The following is a 20804-nucleotide window of genomic DNA, read 5'->3' on the forward strand; positions in this document are numbered from 1 at the left end:
TTTCATGGGAAGAATAGATAGTAATAAGTTCCTGAGCTGGGAACAAGTCTATGACCAAAGGATGGGTGTCCCATTGTCCTCTTCAACACTAATTGATCAACTGAAGAAAGATGCCGGAAGTGTCAAAAGCTTCTCTTATCCGCGTAGCCGAAGTGCTCTGATGGAATGGTTGAGGATGCTAACTGTGGCCGGAATTATAGGTGCTTTATATGTTTGGCGAGGAGGCCCGTCTTTGCTGTTTCTCCTGATCGTTGTTGGAGTTATTATGCTCGGTGGACTTATGCTTCAGCTCTCGGGTCCACGGAAGATGAAGCTAGTTCGCACGATTACTCCAGCGAGACCTATGGCTGGAAATACACTTCATGTGAAGGTACAGCTGAGCTTCTCTTCTCGGTTGCCTCTCCCTTGGATGGCCATTGCCGATTATTGGGGTGATAGCCATCATCAGAAGCTGCTATTTCCTGGATTCAAACGTTCTTTTTCATACACATACACGATTGAAAATTTATCTCGCGGCAATCATCATCTGCTGGGCTGTAGAGTAACTTGGGGAGATTTTCCGGGTTGGTTCACGGGAAGATCTGAACCGGATGGAGGCCAGAGTTTCAAGGTGCTGCCAGCGCCTTTATATTTTGGGGGAGCTGTACCCGATAGCGGTTTTATGACGGGTGACACCTTGTATTCCCGACGGGGAAGAAGCATCAGTGATGAGGCTTTGGAATCCAGGGATTATGAGCCAGGTGATCCACTTAGCCGAATTCATTGGAAGAATAGTGCAAGAACGGGAGCGCTGCAGAGCAAAGTTCCAGAGCGGGAAAAGGCAAGAATGACCTGTATCGTATTGGCTAATGACCCGCCCAGCTACGAGGTTCCTACAGATGCGCTTAAACCTCGTGGAAGCCGTGACGATTCACCTCCGGCATTTGAGAAAGCGGTGTCGACAGCGATGGGGCTGATGCTCTCCGCTGAGCGTTCAGGTGCTTATGTTCAGTTGTTTAGCGGCGGTTGGCCAGAAGGGATGGCTAGACATGAAGGTCTGGGCAAAATCCCAGGGAGAGTACTGGATATTCTGACTGAAATTTCCCTGGACGGCACTAGAAACCTGTCGCTGCTGCTTGATGATGCTTCCCGAGGCTGGATTCCGGGGATGACAGTAGCCATTATTACGGGACGACTAGAAGAGGAATCTGCCAAGGTGATTGCCAAGTTCTTGATGCAAGGTGTGAAGGTGGAGCTTTATTATGCTTGGGACCAATCAGCACCGAAGCCAGGGGAGGCTCGCCAGCCTGGAAGGGGAACTGTCGGAGATAGTTTAGCTCGTCTTGGAGCACGAATGTTTTGTCTGGATGATGCATTGCCAGCATTCAGATTCAGGGAGGTAGAGTTCCATGAATCATCCGGAAAACCAACACTACGGTAAGGGGAAATCGGGTGATACAGAGCTGGCTATGAATGGCTTTCAGTTCAATTTGGGGCAAATAGAGAACAGACATGCCGGTAAGCAGAGAAAAGTGCCTCTGTACTATCGTTTGCTGTTCTCTTTGGCCATTATGGGGCTATTTATTGAATGGTTACTCCCTTTATATAGGTCTGCTTTATTAGAAGATACCTCCAAGATGCTACAAGTTCTAATGGTATTGGCGGCAGTGTTGCTGTTATGGGGGATATTTCAGATTCCGGGGTGGCTACTGCTAAGTATTCAATTTCTTATTACTGTTTCAGCGTGGTTTTACTTATGCAGTGGAGGCGAAGGTATAGGGTGGCTAAGGATTTATGCGGACGAAATTCCGAATGATCTCATTCTGCTTCTCTCTGGACATGTCTCTCAGTTAAGCGAGATCAGCAGGCTTTTGATATTGATTGTTGGTTGGGGGCTATTGGTATCCTCAGTACAGCAGCTTGCACTCTTCCGGGGGAGTACAGTGCTATTCACAGCAGTTACAATCATTTACTTGCTGGTCTTGGATATGGGCTTCGAAGTCAATACCACAATGGATATTGTGATATCAATGGGTCTTATCTTTTGGATGCATGCGATGAGTGGCCTCCTGCGTCTTCGAGAACGTGAGGGAGTTACCACACTGCCTTATGCGCGTTGGGGAGGGCTGACTTTGGCGGCAGCCATTGTCGTGATGGTAACAGCTTGGTTCGGTGGGCAGCTATTGGGGGCAAGACCAACGAGCGAGCTTACGCTGCAATCGGCATTTCAGAATTTGCAGACTTGGGCTTCAGGGCATTTGCCAGAAGATAAGGCGTCTAGTGCTTCAGGAACAACAGGGTATAGTTCGAATGACGGTGAACTCGGTGCCCCGTTATCCCGCAATACTGAACCTGTCTTTACCGCTATTACTAGCGAGCGTACATACTGGCGAGGTGAGAGTATTGCTTACTATGATGGCCGCCGATGGATTAGGGGGGGCGAAGAGTTTATGCCGCTTAATCTGTCTGGTCTTGCAAAGAATCCTCCCTCGGCGCTAAGCGATGATAAGAGCAAACGAGTACTTCAGCAGCAGATTCAATTTGTTACGCCTTCCTCTGGGGGAATTCCTTTATTCAATGCGGGAATAATAATTGATGTTGAGTCGGTGGGTCTATCGAACGGCAGTAGACTGGGATATGTTCTGGCTAATATGGACAGGGAGAGTTTTCGTCTGCCGGATTCGATAGGATCTGCACGAATTACAGAGTATACAGTGAAGTCTTTACTTCCTGAGAGTGACCCTGTGCTACTTCGTGGTATAAATAGTGACGATCCACAGGAAATTAAGGGCAAGTATTTGCAATTGCCAGATTTGTTACCTGCTCGAGTGAGAGATCTGGCGGAGAAGCTTACAGCTTCTGGTAATCGCTATGACGCTGTAACGTCCATTAAGGATTACTTACAGAGTGGGTATTCCTATACGTTGAACACAACGGTTCCACCATCCGGATCTGATTTTGTGGATCACTTTTTATTTGAGACAAAGCAGGGCTACTGTGTACATTTTGCAACAGCTATGACCATTCTGCTGCGCAGTGTGGGGATTCCAGCTCGCTATGTCCAAGGCTTTGGGCCTGGGACCTTGCAGGACGATGCTATGCCGGCGAAGTATTTAGTCACCCAGGGCGATGCCCATGCTTGGGTGGAGGTCTATTTCGCCGGCGCCGGTTGGGTCCCATTCGACCCAACGCCTGGCCCCGCTCTTGCCGCAGGCTTCGCCGCGCCGGCGCTGCCTGCGGCAGCCTCGCTCGCGCCGCAAGCTGCACGAAGTGCGGGCCTGCCCGCCCTGCCGCTGGCGGGCGGGACCTCCGCCGCGCCGCTCGCTGCCGCGGCGCTGCTTCCCGCCGCCGCTTGGCGCTGGCGGCGTAGCCTGGCTCTGCTGCTGGCCGCGTGCAGCACCAGCAGCATGAGCCGCGAGAGGCAGCTGCGAGCTGCCTCTCTAGCTTGGCACGGGCTGGCGGAGCGGTATGGACCGCCGCCGCCAGGTGTCACTGGCAGGGAGTATGTGGACTCCCTGCAGATTTACGATGCCGGACTAAGCGAAGCTGTTCGGCAGTTCGTACGCCAGTGGGAGACCCTGGCGTACGCGCCCGCGGCTCCAGCCTTCGTCGCGGCCGATCCCGCGAACGAAAAGCCTACAATGTCAGCAACTTCTACAATGTCAGCAAGGTCTATGATATCTGCGATCCCTGCAATCCCTGCAATCCCTGCAATGTCTGCGGCGCCAGCATCACCTGCAGAGATCAGCGAGCTTACTACTCATGATGCGTCCGCGTTTATACGTGAATGCCTGATCATCACCTTCCGGCTAACTTAATCGGTCAGAACAGCTGTTACTGCAATACAATTCCTTCCATGGAAAGGATTGTGCTTCATAAAGTTCAGCGCTCTCCAATTATGAGAAGTGTGTTCCCCTTTCCTTGACGATGAGAATTAACCATGAGTATAATGAATCCAATAATCAAGGGAGGCTCGTAATGAATAAGCCAAATGAAATTATCGTCGTTCTCGATTTTGGGGGACAATACAACCAACTTATCGCGCGCAGAATTCGGGACCTGGGAGTATACAGCGAACTTTTGCCGTACAATACGCCAGTAGACAAGATCAAAGCACTTGCACCTAAAGGGATTGTCTTCTCTGGTGGCCCTAGCAGTGTATATGCTGAAGATGCTCCACATGTAGATCCAGCGATCTATGATTTAGGAGTACCTATCTTCGGTATTTGCTATGGTATGCAGCTAATGGCTCACCAACTTGACGGTAAAGTGGAACGCTCCGCTAAACGTGAATATGGTAAAGCCGATATTGATTTTGAAGAAGGTACTGCATTAGTTGCTGGGCTAGAGAGCCGTCAGACGGTATGGATGAGCCACGGAGACCATGTAGTTGAACTTCCAACAGGCTTCAAGCTGGATGCAGGAACTGAAAGTGCGCCAATCGCGGCAATGAGCAATGACGAGCGCAAATTGTTCGCCGTTCAATTCCACCCAGAAGTGCGTCACTCTGTACATGGTAATGAGATGATCTCGAACTTCTTATACGAAGTCTGTGGTTGCGACGGAAAATGGACAATGGAATCATTTATCGATGAAGCCATTCAAGATATCCGTAACCAAGTCGGAGATAAAAAAGTACTCTGCGCACTTAGCGGTGGCGTAGATTCATCCGTAGTTGCAATGCTTATTCACCGTGCAATCGGTGACCAATTGACTTGTATGTTTATTGATCATGGCCTTTTGCGCAAAGGTGAAGCGGAAAGTGTTATGGAGACCTTCGTCGGTAAATTCGATATTCATGTTGTGAAAATCGATGCACGTGAGCGCTTCATGAGCAAGCTTGCAGGCGTTGAAGATCCAGAACAAAAGCGTAAAATCATTGGTAATGAGTTCATTTACTGCTTTGACGAAGAATCGGCCAAGCTCGGAGATTTCGCATTCCTGGCACAAGGTACGTTGTATACGGATATCGTTGAGAGCGGAACGGCTACAGCTCAAACCATTAAATCCCATCACAATGTAGGCGGTTTGCCGGAAGATATGAAATTCAGCTTGATCGAGCCCTTGAATACCTTATTCAAGGATGAGGTTCGTAAATTGGGTGAAGAGCTAGGAATGCCGCGTGCTATTGTTTGGCGTCAGCCTTTCCCAGGTCCGGGACTTGCTATCCGTGTACTGGGTGAAGTGACAGAGGAGAAGCTTACTATTGTGCGTGACTCTGATTTCATTTTACGTGAGGAAATTGCCAAAGCAGGTTTAGACCGTGAAATTTGGCAGTACTTCACCGCATTGCCGAACATGAAGAGTGTAGGGGTTATGGGTGATGCTCGTACGTATTCTTACACCGTAGGTATTCGTGCAGTAACTTCCGTCGACGGCATGACGGCTGACTGGGCACGTATTCCGTGGGATGTGCTTGAGAAAATCTCTGTACGTATCGTCAACGAAGTAGAGAACGTAAACCGTATCGTGTACGATGTAACTTCGAAACCACCTGCAACGATTGAGTGGGAATAGGATCGGAGCAACAATAGATTTCAAAAAAACTCTCTTTTATTTGCGCGATTAGCAAATAAAGGGAGTTTTTTTATTTTCCAAGTTAATAATTGTTATGGAGACACCGTTCGTTTTTCACAAATCCTTCATGAATACGTTTAATTGAAAGGGCTTGCAACCGTCGAAAAGTTATGATAAATTGTACTTGTCTAAAAAGTAGACAAGATAAATAAATACATTTTCTACTAAAGGAGCCAATCAAAATGATGACTACTACCAAAGAAACACCTCATATTAAACCAAACGGAGTAGAGATCGCTGAATCGATTCTGTTGCCTGGAGACCCTTTAAGAGCGAAATTTATAGCGGAAACCTTTTTAGAAGATTACCAGTGCTTTAACGAGGTAAGAGGCATGTTAGGATATACCGGAACGTATAAAGGCAAGAAAGTCTCTGTAATGGGTACGGGAATGGGTCCAGCGAGCATGGGGATTTATTCTTGGGAATTAATCAATGTATTTGGAGTTAAGAATTTAATCAGAATTGGTACCTGTGGAGCCATGCAAGAAAACATTGAATTATACGATGTGATTTTCGGTATGGGAGCTGCAACGGACTCCAATTACGGTCATCAATTTAATTTACCTGGACAATATCCGTTGACGGCTTCCTATGAGCTATTGGAGAAAGCGAAGAAAATAGCGGATAATCAAGGACAAAAGGTTCATATCGGTAATATTTTATCTAGTGAAATATTTTATAACGCGGATCAGGCAGCTAATAAAAAGTGGCAAGATGTAGGGATTTTGGCCGTTGAAATGGAATCTGTAGCACTCTACTGGAACGCTATCCAAGCACGTGTAAATGCGTTATGCATTCTAACCGTGAGTGATCATCTTATTACAGGAGCAAAGACCACTCCGGAGGAACGCCAAACTGCATTTACTAAAATGATGGAGATCGCATTAGAATTAGCATAAATGACCTCCTTCACTTCAGCTTTAGCAATGATTTTATTTGGGGTTTTGTTAGGTCGGAAATCAGAGGGTCATACTACTAGATAAAGGATGAGCGTAAAAATGAAGAAATTTAAACGTGTACATTTGATCGTCATGGATTCAGTAGGCATTGGAGAAGGAAAAGATGCGGATCAATTTAACGATGTGGGTTCCCATACCCTACTACATATTGCAGAACATATGAACGGATTAAACCTGCCGAACCTAGCCAAATTAGGTCTATCTAATATTGAAGAAATTTTGGGAGTTCCGAAAGCTGAGAAACCACTTGCTTATTATACTAAACTACAGGAAAAATCAGTCGGGAAAGATACAATGACAGGTCATTGGGAAATCATGGGTTTAAATATTGATCAACCCTTTAATGTATATCCAAATGGATTTCCGGACGAATTAATTAAACAGATTGAGGACATCACTGGCCGAAAAGTAGTAGCGAATAAGCCTGCAAGTGGAACGGCTATTCTTGATGAATATGGCGAACATCAAATGAAAACAGGGGATCTGATCGTCTATACTTCTGCTGACCCGGTTCTCCAAATTGCAGCTCATGAAGAAATCATTCCTTTAGAAGAGTTATATGATATTTGTGAAAAGGTTCGGGAAATTACTAAAGACCCTGCCTATTTAATTGGTCGTATCATCGCTAGACCTTATCTAGGCGAACCTGGGAAATTTACGAGAACCTCTAATCGTCATGACTATGCCTTAAAGCCATTTCATAAAACCGTTATGAATAGCTTGCAAGACGGAGGTTATGATGTCATCGCCATTGGTAAAATCAATGATATTTTCGATGGTGAAGGCGTTACAGAATCCATTCGTACAAAAGACAATATGGATGGTATGGATAAACTGCTTGATGTAATTAAGAAAGACTTCACTGGAATGAGCTTTTTGAATTTAGTTGATTTCGATGCTTTATACGGTCATCGTCGTGATCCGGAAGGCTACGGAAGAGCATTAGAGGCATTCGATAAACGATTAGATGAGGTATTCGATTCCATCCGAGAAGATGATTTGTTAATCATTACGGCTGACCATGGAAATGACCCGACCTTCCCTGGTACAGACCATACTCGTGAGTTTATTCCTGTCCTAGTGTATTCCAAGCAATTAAAGGACAATAGCGCATTACCTGAGCATGATACCTTTGCTGATATCGGTGCGACTATAGCAGATAACTTTGATGTTGATATGCCAGACAACGGTGAGTCTTTCTTGCCATTTCTTAAATAATTGATATCACGTAAAAACCTCCAAAGTTTCTGTTTGGAGGTTTTTACGTTGTGATTGAAGCAGAGAATGACATTCCTTGTCGCTTGAAAAACGATGTGTCATAATGGGGAGAAAAGGACATCAGATGAATGAACACACATAAACTAGATAAATTGAAACGGCCGCTTTATATCAATGTATATGATGAGCTTCTTCTTCAGATTAACAAAGGAGAATACCTCGTAGGTAGTCAGCTTCCTTCAGAACCGGATTTAGCCAAAAAACTCGGGGTTAGTCGCGCTACTTTACGGCAGGCTTTAGTTCTTTTGCAAGATGATGGATTAGTTAGAAATGTACGCGGTAAGGGAAACTTTGTACTTGAGTCTTCTTATAAACAAGAGGATATTCAATTAGAGAAACTGAGCAACCCCATGCATAAATGTCATATAAGCATATTTGACCAAGTAGATTTACATTATCGGCTGGACCCGCAAACGGAACATACCAAACAAGTATTAAGAAGAGATTCATCTGCAGTTGTAGCTTTAGAACGTTTGTATAGAGCAGGAGGAGAGCTACATGCTTACGCTTTTACTTTTATGTCCATGCAAGCAGTAGAGAGGTTATCTTTGGATCTTGATAATAAAGAGAGAATGCTGGATTTTCTAGAGAACAAGGCCTACGTAGATGCTAACCATGGGAATATTGAAATTAAATATACGCATACCGTTAACTTAGCTGATCGGAAAGGTAAATTAATGGGGCAGAACGAGTGCTTTTTACTACTAGAAACCCTGTACGACACAACGGAGCCAGATTATCCGTTAATGTATAATAAATTTTATATCCCACAGCAGTTCTCAAATTTAAAGTTAAATATGTCTAAAGGCTAACCAATAATAATAATGGATTAGAAAAACTCCCTTTTATCTGCGATATTTAGCAGACAGAAGGGAGTTTTTTTGACCCGAATCAAAGAGTTTTCGATGGGGGATTGATTAATGCAAAATAAATCCTTCCTCTTCGTCCTCATTGCTTGGGAGGAAAGGCAGCTTCGGGTTCGTTTTCAATAAAGTATCCATCAACGCATGGTCAAAATTATGCTTTACTGCACAGTTGCGGTCAAAAATCATGGTTACCTCATCTCCCGGTTTACATGCCGGCCACTGGGGGAGGGAAGGGATGTTAGGATTGCCATAGCGTGCAAAGCTTATCCAGGCACCACAGATACGTTCCTCCATCCGATCGGAAACTCCCGGAATGAGGCACACAGGAACACGTTTCGTATTATGGAATACGAAAGGGATCTCAGCGCAGTGCCATGCTATCTTGCCGCCCTCAAAAGGAAATTCATAAGCAAACAAGTAGGAGTAGGTAGGCGCTTCCTCGTGTACGGATTTCTTCTCAATAAAGTCCTTGGTTGGAATACGGAAGAAGGTATCTAAGAATTGCAGGTCAGACAAGTGTTTATCCGGATACGATTCCCTAAATTGTGCGACAAGATTTTCCGTATGACTGCCATACTTTTGAGTCAGCATCTCCATGGTGGCTTCCTCAGTCGCGTCCTGCTTGTTAGGGACACCGGGACCAAAAGCGAACTCACCAAATACGCTACCAATCAATACCGGAATGGTCTTCGCATGTTCGGTGAAGCCCACCTCTCTAGGATCGCCTACATAAAATTCATTAGGCATAGGATTGCCGCCAATGTATTCCCCTTGCATTGCGAGCGCTGGTGCAACTTTATTATAAGCTGCAGCTAACTGATGATAAGGAACCGCTTCCAATTTTTCCACTTCGGCCACGCCCATATTAAGCTCTGCTAACAGTGCCTTTACTATGGCAGTGCTATCGGTCTTCCGGGTGTCCAAAAACCCATCAATTAATCCGCTCTGGATAACGCCCTTATGGAACAGACCGTCTGCTGTCGGAGTATTCATTAGTGTCCATACCTTCATACCGCCACCAGACTGTCCGAAGATGGTTACATTGTCCGGGTCGCCGCCGAAAGCTGTAATGTTTTCCTGAACCCATTTTAAAGCTGCCACCATATCGGCATTTCCGGCATTAGCGGAATTGACGTATTTATCTCCAAAAGCAGACAGGTTCATGTATCCCAGAATATTCAATCGGTGATTTAAGGTTACTACGACCACATCGCCGAACTCGCTAAGCTTGTCTCCTTCATAAGCTACCTGCTCAATAGAAGAGCCAGCAGCGAACCCGCCCCCGTGTAGCCATACCATAACAGGTTTTTTGGCCTGCGGTTCAAGGCTCTGGGTCCAGATGTTCAGATACTGACAATGCTCATCCATAGGCCAGTAACGGTGAGGAACCAGCACTTCCATGACGGGCTGATCCTGGGTTAACATGGGAGACACATAACCGTAAGCGAGTGCATCCTTAATTCCCTCCCAAGGCGCTATTTCTGTGGGCATCTGGAAGCGCTTGGCATCTGCGTACTTTATCCCGTGGAAGGTGTAAGTACCGTTGACCTGAAAGCCTCTTATTTTTCCGGCTTTAGTCTGTACAATGGGTTCTGTTGAGGAACATACGAAATTTTTTGCTGTCATCATGGAAATCCCCCTTACATAAGATAGCCCTATTATAATAAAAGAAGGATAGTGAAAAATATAGGAAACTTATCTGCTTTATCCTTATTCTTTGCTTCTTTTCCGGAGGTCAGCAGGTCTGGTCTTAGGATAAGAAAATATTCATGATAAAAAAGTCAAGATTCCCTTATGCAGCAAAATTCCGCCCTCTAGAGGTCCTCGCTTCTTTTGCAGCCACATATGTCATTTGCATTTAAGTCTTGAATACAGGACCTTTGCTAAAACTCTATTGTAAGATCTGTGACAATATAGCCTCTAATGTTTTTGCTTGATAGGGCTCGCCAAATTCATATAATACATCGATTGCTGATTGGGCAAGCGCCGTTCCTTCTTCTTTACTGTTCCTTTTTATTTTAATTAGACCGTTATAATACTTATATACAATCTTAAAGAACAGCATTTGATATTGAGGATTGCTTATATTATTTAAGTTCTCTAATAAGATCTCTGCATAGCTTATTTGATTGATCATAATTAATTCGTAAATCATATTGGTTAGCATTACACATATGACATCTCGTCCGCGTTCGTGGGCTTCATATTTTTTCATAGACTTAATAAGCGTTTGAAAGAGTATATCTCTTTGATCGTAATCTATGTAATTTAAAGTATTTGTGAACAGCTGTATTTCTTGAAGGGTCCAGGATTGGAGATTGTTGAGATAGTTAGTGATCGTCTCAATATCTTCTGTCAAAATGACAGACTTTTCAAACTTATCCGTCAAGTTAAAGTGCTTTAATAATCTTATACGAGACCTGACTTCTGCCAGATGGACTTGAGAGATCAGATCCTCTCTCTGACGTAGTTCTTGATATAGTTCAATTAATGCTTCAAGATCGTTATTATTTCCAGCTTTGGAGTATTTATTGGTAAATGTATCGTGTTTAGATAGTCTATAACCTCTATAAATGTAGAAAAACTCGTCAATCCCCATCATAAGTCGATCTAAAATTTGTTCTAACAGTCTTAATGTGATCTCATGGTTTCCTTTTTCAAATTCAATGGCATATGATTTCGAGATAATATCTAAATATACTTCTTTTTGACTTAATCCCTTATTGGTCCGTATATTTCGAATAACCTCACCGTAGGTATTCAAATCGTTCGCCACCCTCTTATTGAAATCGTGAGCTTTTATTATATTTCAGAGAAAATTTAATTTGATTACGAAAAAATCATATTTTGACTTTTGAAAGCTTACTCATTGTGGTTTTTTTTGGGGTGAATGTAAATATTGATTAATAAATTAAATCCAATGGAAATTCCTTTAAAAGAAGGTCCTATTTATAAGACCTTTATCGTAATTGGACATAAAAACAATTATGATGTCAGAACGTTAGATGGATTAATGGAAGATAGGTTTTACATTTCCTTGGAAGGATTTGATTTATTATGAATAATAAAAATGATTTTTTCGGATTTGAGCGTAAAAATGATGATTTTCCGTTCTACAATGATTTGGAATCTCCTACTCTAAATTTGAAGAGTGGCCTCATTTTTCTTATTGCTGTAGCTGTGGGCTTCGCTCTTTTTCTTATTGGTTTTGGAGGCCCAGTACAACCTTTTATGAATGTGATTTTTCCATTGGCAGCAGTGATTTTTGTTGCACGAAGCCAATGGACGTCTTTATTCAGGAAATTAGTTGCTAAAGATATTATCTTAATTATTGGAACGTACATTGTGAATATTATTGTGACATTCGTTGCTGGTTTCGTTATTTCAAAATTGTTTAATGTGAGCGCTAATCCTGTAGGCGAAAGCTTCAATGGTAATTTTGCGGATGCACTTCCGATGTTCTTGAAGATGGTCCCCATGCTGTTTGGTGAAGAATTAATAACAATACTTCCATTCTTAGTTATTCTAGCATTTGGAGTGAAGAAGCTTAAACTGAGTAGAAAGTCTGCAATAATTGTAGCATGGGTTGTAGCATCCATTATATTTGGTGTATACCATTTACAAACATATAATTGGAACCTTGTACAAGCCATTCTTGGTATCGGTATTGCACGGGTCGTTCTACTTTATCCATACATTAAGACTAAAAATATCTGGACATCTTTTATAGTACATGTAATGAATGACTGGACACTTTTTGGATTTGCATTTTTATCTTCAATGCACCATTAATTAGGTTCAAGCGTTTACGATAGAGTCTAATCAAAAAAATGTGATAGACGCAATATAGCTGCTTTATATGAATGTGATAAAATGGGAAAAATCTATCATAGGGAGAAATTAACATGGGGTTTTCTCTTCTCGGCACACTAATGGCCTTAATTATCCTTGCACCTAGTTTGCTAATGATTAAGTTTCCACCTGAGAATGCACCTGCTGGTGTTCGAGATGCAGGACCGGTCTTTACAATTTTGGAGAGAGTAGGGCAATTGGGTTGTATCGGCATTCTTGCAATCTCAAAGGATAACTTTCAACATGTGAAATTCGGTGTGATAGCTGCCTTCATCGTCTTGTTTATCGTTGTTTATTATGGTCTATGGGTTCGATATATAGTTAAGGGGCAGCAATTTAAATTATTATGGGACCCTTTAGTTTTTATTCCGATCCCGATGGCAGTTCTCCCGGTATGTGCATTCGGATTGGCAGCGATTTGGGGGAAATCTATTTTTTTGAGTATTGCAGTAGTTTGTTTAGCGATAGGGCATTTAGCTAATTCTTGGCATAGTTATATGTACTCCAAGAATCAATAACTAGAATTATAGGGAAATATACCCATGCAAATAGTGATTGGATAGTTAATAAGCTACATAACTAGAGCTGGTTTTACAGTAGATAAAAGCTTGGAAATGTGTGATTTACGAACAATGGAAAAAATAAAGTCGAAAATGTTCGCTTTTTATCATTGACAACTTATGTGGTATCCACCTAAAATGATAGAGCACAACAACATAATTCTTTCGTATATTTCCGGGAATTGGCCTGGAAGTTTCTACGAGGTCACCGTAATGACCTGGCTACGATTAAGAAGAGCAGAGCAACCCCACATGGTCCTGGATTTAGGGCTATGGTCACGGGTACTACTCTTTTTTTCGAGCCGGTGTCTATCAGATACCGGCTTTTTGTTGCTGTCAGACACAACATACCTTAGGGGGAGAACAATTTGAATCGGTTTTTCAAGTTGAAAGAGAACGGCACCACAGTTCGTACAGAAATCATGGCGGGTTTGACCACGTTCATGGCAATGGCTTACATCTTGTCGGTTAATCCGAGTACTTTAACAGCATTTGGCCGTATTGATATGGGCTGGTATTCTGTATTTCTAGCGACTGCGCTGGCAGCAGGTATTTTCACCATCGCAATGGGCGTGTTCATAAACTTTCCAGTGGCATTGGCACCTGGTATGGGACTTAACGCATATTTTGCTTCCGTAATTCTATCTTCCGCCACATCAGAGCATCCATTCACTTGGCAAATGGGTCTGACAGCCGTATTTATTTCCGGTTTGATCTTTATCTTGCTGACTGTAACTCGAGTGCGACAGATCTTACTAACTGCAATTCCTGACAGCTTGAAACATGCGATTACAGTGGGTATCGGGATGTTCATTACGATCCTTGGTCTTAAGAACAGTGGACTCATGACGATTGGTGTTGAAGCTGGTAAAGACATTCCTGCTAACACTTTCACAGATGTCCTTTCCTTTGAAACTATCATTCACATGGGTAGCCTAGAGAATTCCAATGTACAATTGGTAATTATCGGACTTCTTCTAATCTCTATCCTGATGGTATTGAACGTTAAAGGTGCAATTTTATTCGGTATCTTGGGAACAACTGTCGCTGGTATGTTGATGGGTGTAGTTGATTTCAGCGCATTGTCCAGTCCGGCAACGCCTTGGGTTCCTGACTTCACACAATTGAACTTCTTCCAATTTGACTGGGATGGTATCCTGCACACAGGTATTGTTTCGGCGATTGCAACCTTCACATTTGTAGAGCTGTTTGATACATTTGGTACACTTGTAGGTACAGCTCAACGTGCAGGTATTATGGATAACCCTGAAGAAGGTAATAGACGTGTAGGTAATGCAATGTTTGTCGATGCAGTTGCTGTAGCAGGTGGTGCGGCATTGGGTACTTCGACTACTACTGCTTTTGTAGAAAGCGCGGCAGGTGTTGCTGAAGGTGGACGTACAGGTCTTACGGCTGTAACAACTGGCGTATGTTTCTTGCTTGCATTGTTCCTTGCTCCAGTGGTTGCTCTTATTCCTGGATCTGCTACAGCCGCAGCATTGATCGTCGTAGGTGTGCTGATGGCACAATCAATTCGTCAAATTGATTTTCAAGATATGGTTGTTGCGATTCCAGCATTCCTTACGCTTGTTATCATGCCGTTCACTTATAATATCGCTAACGGTATTTCCTTCGGTATCGTAACTTATGTAATTCTTGCTTCTGTAGCTAACCTTGCGGGTAAGAAGAAATACGATATTCACTGGATGATGTGGGTACTTGCGATTCTGATCGTTCTCCGTTATGTATTCCTTGGTAGCGAAGGCTAATATATATAGAGTATTTCTGAAATTCATCTCGGGCTCCTTCATTACTGAAGGGGCCGTTTTTTTATTTTCGATTATGTATTCTTCTGTTCAACTTGTTGTAGGTTCTGCCTTTCCATCATCCAATATTTAGATTATATTGTTGAAGAGGTGATGAATGTTGTCCACAAGATTTAGCAATTGGTATTCTTATTTTAAGAACAATCCTTGGCCTCTCTTATTGTTTTTGTTAGGGGCTGTAGTTCGTATTCTTTACTTTGGTTCTATTCCAGGTGGCTTGAATCAGGATGAGGCATCTATAGGTTATGATGCTTACGCTATTCTTCATTATGGAATAGACCGCAATGGTATTCATTTACCTATTCATCTCATTGCTTGGGGAAGCGGACAGAATGCACTTTATGCTTACTTATCTTTGCCTTTCATATTATTGTTCGGACTCACTCCAATGTCTGTACGTGCTGTTAGCTTAATCATGGGTCTACTGGGTATGCTCGTATTCTATCTTCTTTCCAAAGAGCTATTTACTTCCAGAACTGCTGGTATTGCGGCCATGTTTTTTATCGCAATTAATCCTTGGCATATTATGATGTCTAGATGGGCACTGGAATCCAATTTACTTCCCACTCTGATTCTGCTCTCCGTTTATATGTTACTTAAATCATTTCGAACTCCAAAATGGTCTTATGGCTTTACAATCATGCTTGCCCTTTCACTTTATGCTTATGGAACCTCCTATTTTTTTGTCCCGATATTTGCTTTAGGTACTGGAATTCTTCTATTCTATACAAGAGCACTAAAGCTTCGGACTATTCTATGGAACGGTGTTCTGTTTATATTAATGGCGCTCCCAATCTTCCTATTTATTATGATTAATCGATTGTCGTTAGAAGGGATTTCGACTCCCTTGTTCTCCATTCCGAGATTGACGACGCCGCGTGTGGAACAAGTAACATCAATATTCGGAGGTCAACTCTTACATACAATATCAAGCAATTTCCGGGAATTTATGAAGATATTGATTAGCGGATCGGATGGTCTACCTTGGAATTCAATTTCACCTTATGGATACGCGTATCCTATTGCGTTACCTTTTGTTCTTATAGGACTTGTATTGATGTTCACAACATTACGAAGCCGTGGTCGTGAGAGAATGGGATGGGTCGTTGTTTTACTATGGTTGTTTGTTTCGGTATTGATGACCTTTGTTACGAACGTGAATATTAATCGGATGAATGTGATTTTCTATCCAATCATTTTGCTGATTGTTGCAGGGTTTATGTGGTTAAGCAAGAAAGTAAAAGTATTAGGAATTCTGTCGGCTGTAGCCTTTAGCTTATTTTTTGTTCTATTCACGACAGTCTATTTCCGTGATTATCCCAAAGAGATTGGACCAGCTTTCTTTGAATCTTTCGGTGAGGCTATTCAATATGCTTCTAAAGAGAGTGACGGGGACATTTACGTAACAGACAAAGTTAACATGCCCTATATTTATGTCCTTTTTTATGAGCAAATCAATCCCCATGATTTCTTAGCAACGGTTAATTATTCTAATCCTGGAGGTGCATTTCAGCAGGTATCTTCCTTTGGAAGATATAAATTTGGAAATTCAAGCATAGCTCCGGGAGAGGCAGCGACATATATCTTTTGGAATGGTGATCCCATTCCTGCTGAAAGCGATAATTATTCAGTTAAACGCTTTGCCAACTATACTGTTCTGACCGCTAAGACTGGGGTAATAGAGGAAGTCTCGGAATTTAAAAATGGAGGATTTGAAGAGGGGATATCAGGTTGGAGCTTCTCATCAGGTACGGGTGTAGCGACCAATAATCCCTATAATGGAAGTTATTTAGCCTATCTTGATCCGGGATTTGACAAAACGATTACACAATCTATCAGAATAGCAGAACCCGGAGAATATAAGCTTGCTATAATGGTTAGTGCCGGAGGAGAAGAAGGAAAAGTTGGCGTCCGAGTTAATGGGGGAGTGCGGGCAGAGACGGAAATACCTGTTAGTGAGATCTATCAAGAGCTTATACTTCCAATGGTATCTATCGGTCAGAATGAGCAAACTGAAATTTTTATTAAAGGCGGTAAAGGCTGGATTAACATAGACGAGGTGAGGTTGGAACGATGATCAAGAGTACACGTACGGCCGTAGTGACTGTATTGATGCTGTTATTGTTTTTGCTTCCTGTAACAAGCATTTATGCAGATGGAAATCTATTGCAGAACCCTGGATTTGAGGAGGGGGGAGAGGATGCTCCTTCTAACTGGACTAAGGATATGTGGATTTCTGGAGACAACTCTGGCATACTTTCAATCCAATCGGACGAGGTCCACTCCGGTAGTAAAGCGGCAGTCATTGAGAATATCGAGCCCAATCATGTGAAATGGGTGCAGACGATTAAGGCAACGCCGGACAGTTATTATAAAATTTCTGGATGGATCAAAGTTGTAAGTACCGCAGGCGAGGGAATGGGCGCCAATATCCTTGCCGTTGGAGTAGGTGGGGGTTATCCCAGCGTAACGGATACAGAAGGAGAGTGGCAGTATCTTGAATACATAGGTCAGACAGGACCTAAGCAGAAAGAATTCGGCATAGGTGCAGCTTTGGGAGGCTATTCTAGCTTGATTCAAGGTAAGGCTTATTTTGATGATTTGTCTGTAGAACAATTAGATGCAGCTCCCGAAGGGGCTAATGTCATCTCACTGGATAGTGCAGCAGTTAATCAGGATGCGGGTGGCAAAAAAGCGGATACCCCACATAAAGTATCTCCAACTAAGATGCTGTTGATCTCAGCACTGTTCAGTGTGTTTTTTGCAGTGCTTTATACAAAAGCATTCCGCAGTGAGAAGCTAATGAAGCAACCAGAGAATGTCTATTCCAAATGGTTAAGTATTGCCATCGGAGTTGCTTTTATCCTAAGGGTTTGGATGGGTCTGACGGCACAAGGCTATCAGAATGACATGAATACCTTTATAGCTTGGGGACAGCGTATGGTTGATTTAGGTCCAGGCAAGTTTTATGAGGAAGGGTATTTTGCCGATTATCCACCAGGTTATTTGTACATTTTGTACCTGCTTAGTCTTATTCGCGGCGTATTTGGCTTTGTCCATGATTCGGGTGGAGAGAATTTACTATTTAAACTACCGGCGATTATTTCTGATTTAGTGCTGGGTTACATCATATATCAAATATCTCGCAAAAAACTGGGTACAGGGATAGCTTTTGGCTTAATGCTGTTGTTTCTGTTTAATCCGGCGGTGCTCGTTAACTCAGCAGCGTGGGGACAAGCGGATTCGTTCTTTTTGATTTTCCTGTTGCTCAGTATTCATGGCGCTGCGAACAAAAAGTTTGTTCAATCCGCGATATTGTTTGCATTAGCAACATTAATCAAACCACAAGCGTTAATATTTACGCCGGTATTGATGTTTGCTTTTTATCATCACCGTGCTTGGAAGCAGCTTGGATTAGGAGCTTTGTATGGATTAGGTATATTCGGATTGCTTGCTGCACCATTTTTCTGGAATAACGGTGGTTTAGTTGGGCTTATTAATCTGTATAAGAGTACCTTATCTTCCTATCCCTATTCTTCTGTGAATGCATTTAATTTGTATGCACTGACTGACCCCATGTGGTCATCCCTTGACTTAACCTGGCTGGGCATTACTTATCGTGTATGGGGCTTCATATTTATTTTAGTGGCAGTAGCCGTAGCAGCGTTTTATTCCTTCAAAAAAGATCGCTTGGATTTATCCAAATCCTACTTTATCGGTATGGTGCTCATTGTAGTGGTCTTTGTGCTAGGAACCAAAATGCATGAACGCTATATGTTCCCTGCTATTATTTTATGCATGTTCACTTATATAGCGAGTCGGGATCGTAGGTTTTTATCCTTATTCCTTGGATTCAGCTTAACGCAGTATATCAATGTAGCTTATACGTTGACCCATCTGAATGCAGGTGTAAATCCAGGTGCAGATGGAATCGTTTTGGTCACTTCTATCACTAACCTGTCATTATTGCTATACATGCTCTACATCGGTTATGACGTGTATGTTCGTGGGGGAGTAAAACCTCTTCCAGCACCACCAACACCTGAAGAAAAATATGAGGAAGACCTTAAAGTCGTCGAGCAAATAAGACCGCACCAGAAGGGAGGGAGACTTAAGCGATGAAGTTTAAGCGTATAGATTGGATATGTATTCTTGCCATTACTGCCGTTTACGCGGCAATTGCTTTATATAATTTAGGTTCTACTAACTCTCCAGAGACCTTGTGGGAGCCAGCTGCCAGCGGTGAAAGCTTCTATGTAGATCTAGGACAGACTAAACAATTGGAACGAGTGAATATATTCGGTGGTGTAGGTACCGGTAAGTTTAAGCTTGAGTTCAGTGAATCTCCTGATGTTTGGAGCAATCCGCTGGATGTGAGCGAGGATGTTGGGAATGTCTTCATCTGGAAAAGCCAACCTTTGAACGTTGCAGCAAGATACGTGAAGTTTACAGTCACATCTCCAGGGTTCACTTTAAATGAAATGGCCTTCTATGAGCAGGGAGGCGAAAGAGTACCTCTTCCTATAGCCGGTGTTACACCGGATGCTAATGCAGCCTCAAAAAGAGGAGAACCTGCCAATCTTTTTGATGAGCAGTCACTCATCCCAGAATATTCTAACTTTATGAATAGCACTTATTTTGACGAGATCTACCATGCACGGACAGCTTATGAATATACACACGGGATTGTGCCTTATGAGAACACTCATCCACCACTAGGCAAGCTATTGATCGCAGTAGGGATGGAACTATTCGGAGTCAATCCTTTCGGCTGGCGTATTATCGGAACATTGTTCGGGATTGCCATGCTGCCTCTCATTTATGTAATGGCACTACGTCTCTTTAAAAAGAGTAAATATGCAGCACTTGCAGCTGGATTGTTCGCACTGGATTTTATGCATTTCACACAAACAAGAATCTCTACGATCGATGTATACGGAGTATTCTTCATCATGTTAATGTTTTATTTCATGCAGCGATATTACACTATGAATTTCTTCAGGCAGCCCTTAAGAAAAACGCTAATTCCGTTATTCTGGTCCGGTCTATTTTTCGGAATTGGTGTAGCCTCCAAATGGATTGTACTGTACGGAGGAGCTGGGCTGGCCATTATGCTAGCGATTTCGCTCTTCGAGCGCTACAGAGAATACCAAGCATCGGGACGGTTGCTCGCGGAAGGGAAGATCAAAGACAAGGAACTGCTAGGCACTTGTCGCGAAGCCGTAAATTCATTCTGGAAGAATACCATTATTACCCTAGCTAGCTGTATTGCATTCTTCGTAATCATACCGGTCATTATTTATAGTTTATCTTTTGTTCCGGGTTTATCTGCTTCCGCAGAGGGCTTTACTATAAAAGGCTTGATTGATTCTCAAAAGAACATGTACAACTATCACAGTCAGCTTGTAGCTACACATCCTTTTGCGTCCTCCTGGTGGCAATGGCCGTTTATGAAGAGACCCGTCTGGTTCTTCAGTGGCAGTGAAGGATTGCCGCAAGGTCAGGTCAGCAGTATAGTGACTATGGGGAATCCGCTTATCTGGTGGACGGGTATATTCGCAATGCTGGCAACGCTGTGGATTACACTGAAACGCAAGGATAAGAACCTTTATATGATCTGGATCGCATTTTTCTCACAATATGTTCCGTGGATGCTTGTCCCAAGGGAAACCTTTATCTACCATTATTTTGCTATGGTGCCTTTTATGATTCTTGGTATTGTATATATAATGAAGTTGTTAGATAGTAAGTATCCTGAGGCTCGTTATGTTAGTTATATCTATGTGGCTGTTGCTTTGCTGCTCTTTGTCGCCTTCTACCCAGTCCTATCAGGGATGCAGGTAAGCGGAGATTATGTGAAGGATATGCTGCGTTGGTTCCCATCTTGGGTTTTCTAAGATTTTTTCA

Annotated in this window: 15 protein-coding genes and 1 riboswitch; of the genes, 13 read left to right on the plus strand and 2 right to left on the minus strand. The window is 42.8% G+C overall.

The features are described 5' to 3' along the window. Positions 1-4: 4 nt before the first annotated feature. From MHB64_RS03135 to MHB64_RS03160, 6 genes are all read left to right on the plus strand, one after another. The gene (locus MHB64_RS03135) at positions 5-1420 is read left to right on the plus strand and encodes a DUF58 domain-containing protein (protein WP_341133687.1); all 1416 of its coding nucleotides are present in this window, start codon (positions 5-7) and stop codon (positions 1418-1420) included. Continuing rightward, positions 1389-3797 (plus strand): transglutaminase family protein, encoded by a 2409-nt coding sequence (locus MHB64_RS03140; RefSeq protein ID WP_341133688.1) that lies wholly within the window; start codon positions 1389-1391, stop codon positions 3795-3797. Before MHB64_RS03135 ends, MHB64_RS03140 begins: the two co-directional genes overlap by 32 nt. 160 nt (positions 3798-3957) lie before the next feature. Then, positions 3958-5496, plus strand: coding sequence for a glutamine-hydrolyzing GMP synthase (guaA, locus tag MHB64_RS03145; protein ID WP_341133689.1), 1539 nt, complete (start codon positions 3958-3960; stop codon positions 5494-5496). Between the two features lie 242 nt (positions 5497-5738). Beyond that, positions 5739-6455 (plus strand): purine-nucleoside phosphorylase, encoded by a 717-nt coding sequence (deoD, locus tag MHB64_RS03150; protein WP_280788330.1) that lies wholly within the window; start codon positions 5739-5741, stop codon positions 6453-6455. A 99-nt stretch (positions 6456-6554) separates the two neighbouring features. Further along, entirely contained in the window at positions 6555-7733 is a 1179-nt protein-coding gene (gene deoB, locus MHB64_RS03155) for a phosphopentomutase (RefSeq protein WP_094870691.1), read from the plus strand. Between the two features lie 128 nt (positions 7734-7861). Further along, positions 7862-8605 carry a GntR family transcriptional regulator gene (locus MHB64_RS03160; protein ID WP_280788328.1) on the plus strand — a complete coding sequence of 248 codons (744 nt, stop codon included), beginning with the start codon at positions 7862-7864 and terminating at the stop codon, positions 8603-8605. A gap of 105 nt (positions 8606-8710) precedes the next feature. Here MHB64_RS03160 and MHB64_RS03165 read toward each other — a convergent pair whose 3' ends face one another. Beyond that, entirely contained in the window at positions 8711-10288 is a 1578-nt protein-coding gene (locus tag MHB64_RS03165; protein ID WP_341133690.1) for a carboxylesterase/lipase family protein, read from the minus strand. Positions 10289-10550: 262 nt separating this feature from the next. Further along, positions 10551-11423 (minus strand): helix-turn-helix domain-containing protein, encoded by an 873-nt coding sequence (locus MHB64_RS03170; protein WP_094870689.1) that lies wholly within the window; start codon positions 11421-11423, stop codon positions 10551-10553. 135 nt (positions 11424-11558) lie between these two features. On the opposite strand from MHB64_RS03170, the gene MHB64_RS03175 reads away from it, so the two are divergent. From MHB64_RS03175 to MHB64_RS03205, 7 genes are all read left to right on the plus strand, one after another. After that, on the plus strand, positions 11559-11720 hold the full coding sequence (locus MHB64_RS03175) for a hypothetical protein (RefSeq protein ID WP_341133691.1): 162 nt from the start codon (positions 11559-11561) through the stop codon (positions 11718-11720). Then, a complete protein-coding gene (locus tag MHB64_RS03180) occupies positions 11717-12451 on the plus strand; it encodes a CPBP family intramembrane glutamic endopeptidase (protein WP_341133692.1) in 735 nt (244 codons plus the stop codon). The genes MHB64_RS03175 and MHB64_RS03180 overlap by 4 nt, the downstream gene beginning before the upstream one ends. Positions 12452-12564: 113 nt before the next feature. Further along, a complete protein-coding gene (locus MHB64_RS03185; RefSeq protein ID WP_094870687.1) occupies positions 12565-13029 on the plus strand; it encodes a hypothetical protein in 465 nt (154 codons plus the stop codon). Positions 13030-13216: 187 nt separating this feature from the next. After that, a riboswitch (purine riboswitch) is annotated at positions 13217-13316 on the plus strand. A gap of 123 nt (positions 13317-13439) precedes the next feature. Then, on the plus strand, positions 13440-14840 hold the full coding sequence (locus MHB64_RS03190) for an NCS2 family permease (protein WP_042184716.1): 1401 nt from the start codon (positions 13440-13442) through the stop codon (positions 14838-14840). A 154-nt stretch (positions 14841-14994) separates the two neighbouring features. After that, positions 14995-16974 (plus strand): glycosyltransferase family 39 protein, encoded by a 1980-nt coding sequence (locus MHB64_RS03195; RefSeq protein ID WP_094870686.1) that lies wholly within the window; start codon positions 14995-14997, stop codon positions 16972-16974. Then, positions 16971-19019 (plus strand): glycosyltransferase 87 family protein, encoded by a 2049-nt coding sequence (locus MHB64_RS03200; protein WP_341133693.1) that lies wholly within the window; start codon positions 16971-16973, stop codon positions 19017-19019. The genes MHB64_RS03195 and MHB64_RS03200 overlap by 4 nt, the downstream gene beginning before the upstream one ends. Then, the gene (locus MHB64_RS03205; protein WP_341133694.1) at positions 19016-20794 is read left to right on the plus strand and encodes a phospholipid carrier-dependent glycosyltransferase; all 1779 of its coding nucleotides are present in this window, start codon (positions 19016-19018) and stop codon (positions 20792-20794) included. Before MHB64_RS03200 ends, MHB64_RS03205 begins: the two co-directional genes overlap by 4 nt. Positions 20795-20804 lie beyond the last annotated feature (10 nt).

This window comes from Paenibacillus sp. FSL K6-2859 (genome assembly GCF_038008265.1).
GTDB lineage: Bacteria > Bacillota > Bacilli > Paenibacillales > Paenibacillaceae > Paenibacillus_AQ > Paenibacillus_AQ nitricinens.

Bases quoted from the DNA above. Each gene is read 5' to 3' on its own strand.
- MHB64_RS03135 (WP_341133687.1), top strand. From the start codon at position 5: ATGGGAAGAATAGATAGTAATAAGTTCCTGAGCTGGGAACAAGTCTAT.
- MHB64_RS03140 (WP_341133688.1), top strand. From the start codon at position 1,389: ATGAATCATCCGGAAAACCAACACTACGGTAAGGGGAAATCGGGTGAT.
- guaA (WP_341133689.1), top strand. From the start codon at position 3,958: ATGAATAAGCCAAATGAAATTATCGTCGTTCTCGATTTTGGGGGACAA.
- deoD (WP_280788330.1), top strand. From the start codon at position 5,739: ATGATGACTACTACCAAAGAAACACCTCATATTAAACCAAACGGAGTA.
- deoB (WP_094870691.1), top strand. From the start codon at position 6,555: ATGAAGAAATTTAAACGTGTACATTTGATCGTCATGGATTCAGTAGGC.
- MHB64_RS03160 (WP_280788328.1), top strand. From the start codon at position 7,862: ATGAACACACATAAACTAGATAAATTGAAACGGCCGCTTTATATCAAT.
- MHB64_RS03165 (WP_341133690.1), bottom strand. From the start codon at position 10,288: ATGATGACAGCAAAAAATTTCGTATGTTCCTCAACAGAACCCATTGTA.
- MHB64_RS03180 (WP_341133692.1), top strand. From the start codon at position 11,717: ATGAATAATAAAAATGATTTTTTCGGATTTGAGCGTAAAAATGATGAT.
- MHB64_RS03185 (WP_094870687.1), top strand. From the start codon at position 12,565: ATGGGGTTTTCTCTTCTCGGCACACTAATGGCCTTAATTATCCTTGCA.
- MHB64_RS03195 (WP_094870686.1), top strand. From the start codon at position 14,995: ATGTTGTCCACAAGATTTAGCAATTGGTATTCTTATTTTAAGAACAAT.
- MHB64_RS03200 (WP_341133693.1), top strand. From the start codon at position 16,971: ATGATCAAGAGTACACGTACGGCCGTAGTGACTGTATTGATGCTGTTA.
- MHB64_RS03205 (WP_341133694.1), top strand. From the start codon at position 19,016: ATGAAGTTTAAGCGTATAGATTGGATATGTATTCTTGCCATTACTGCC.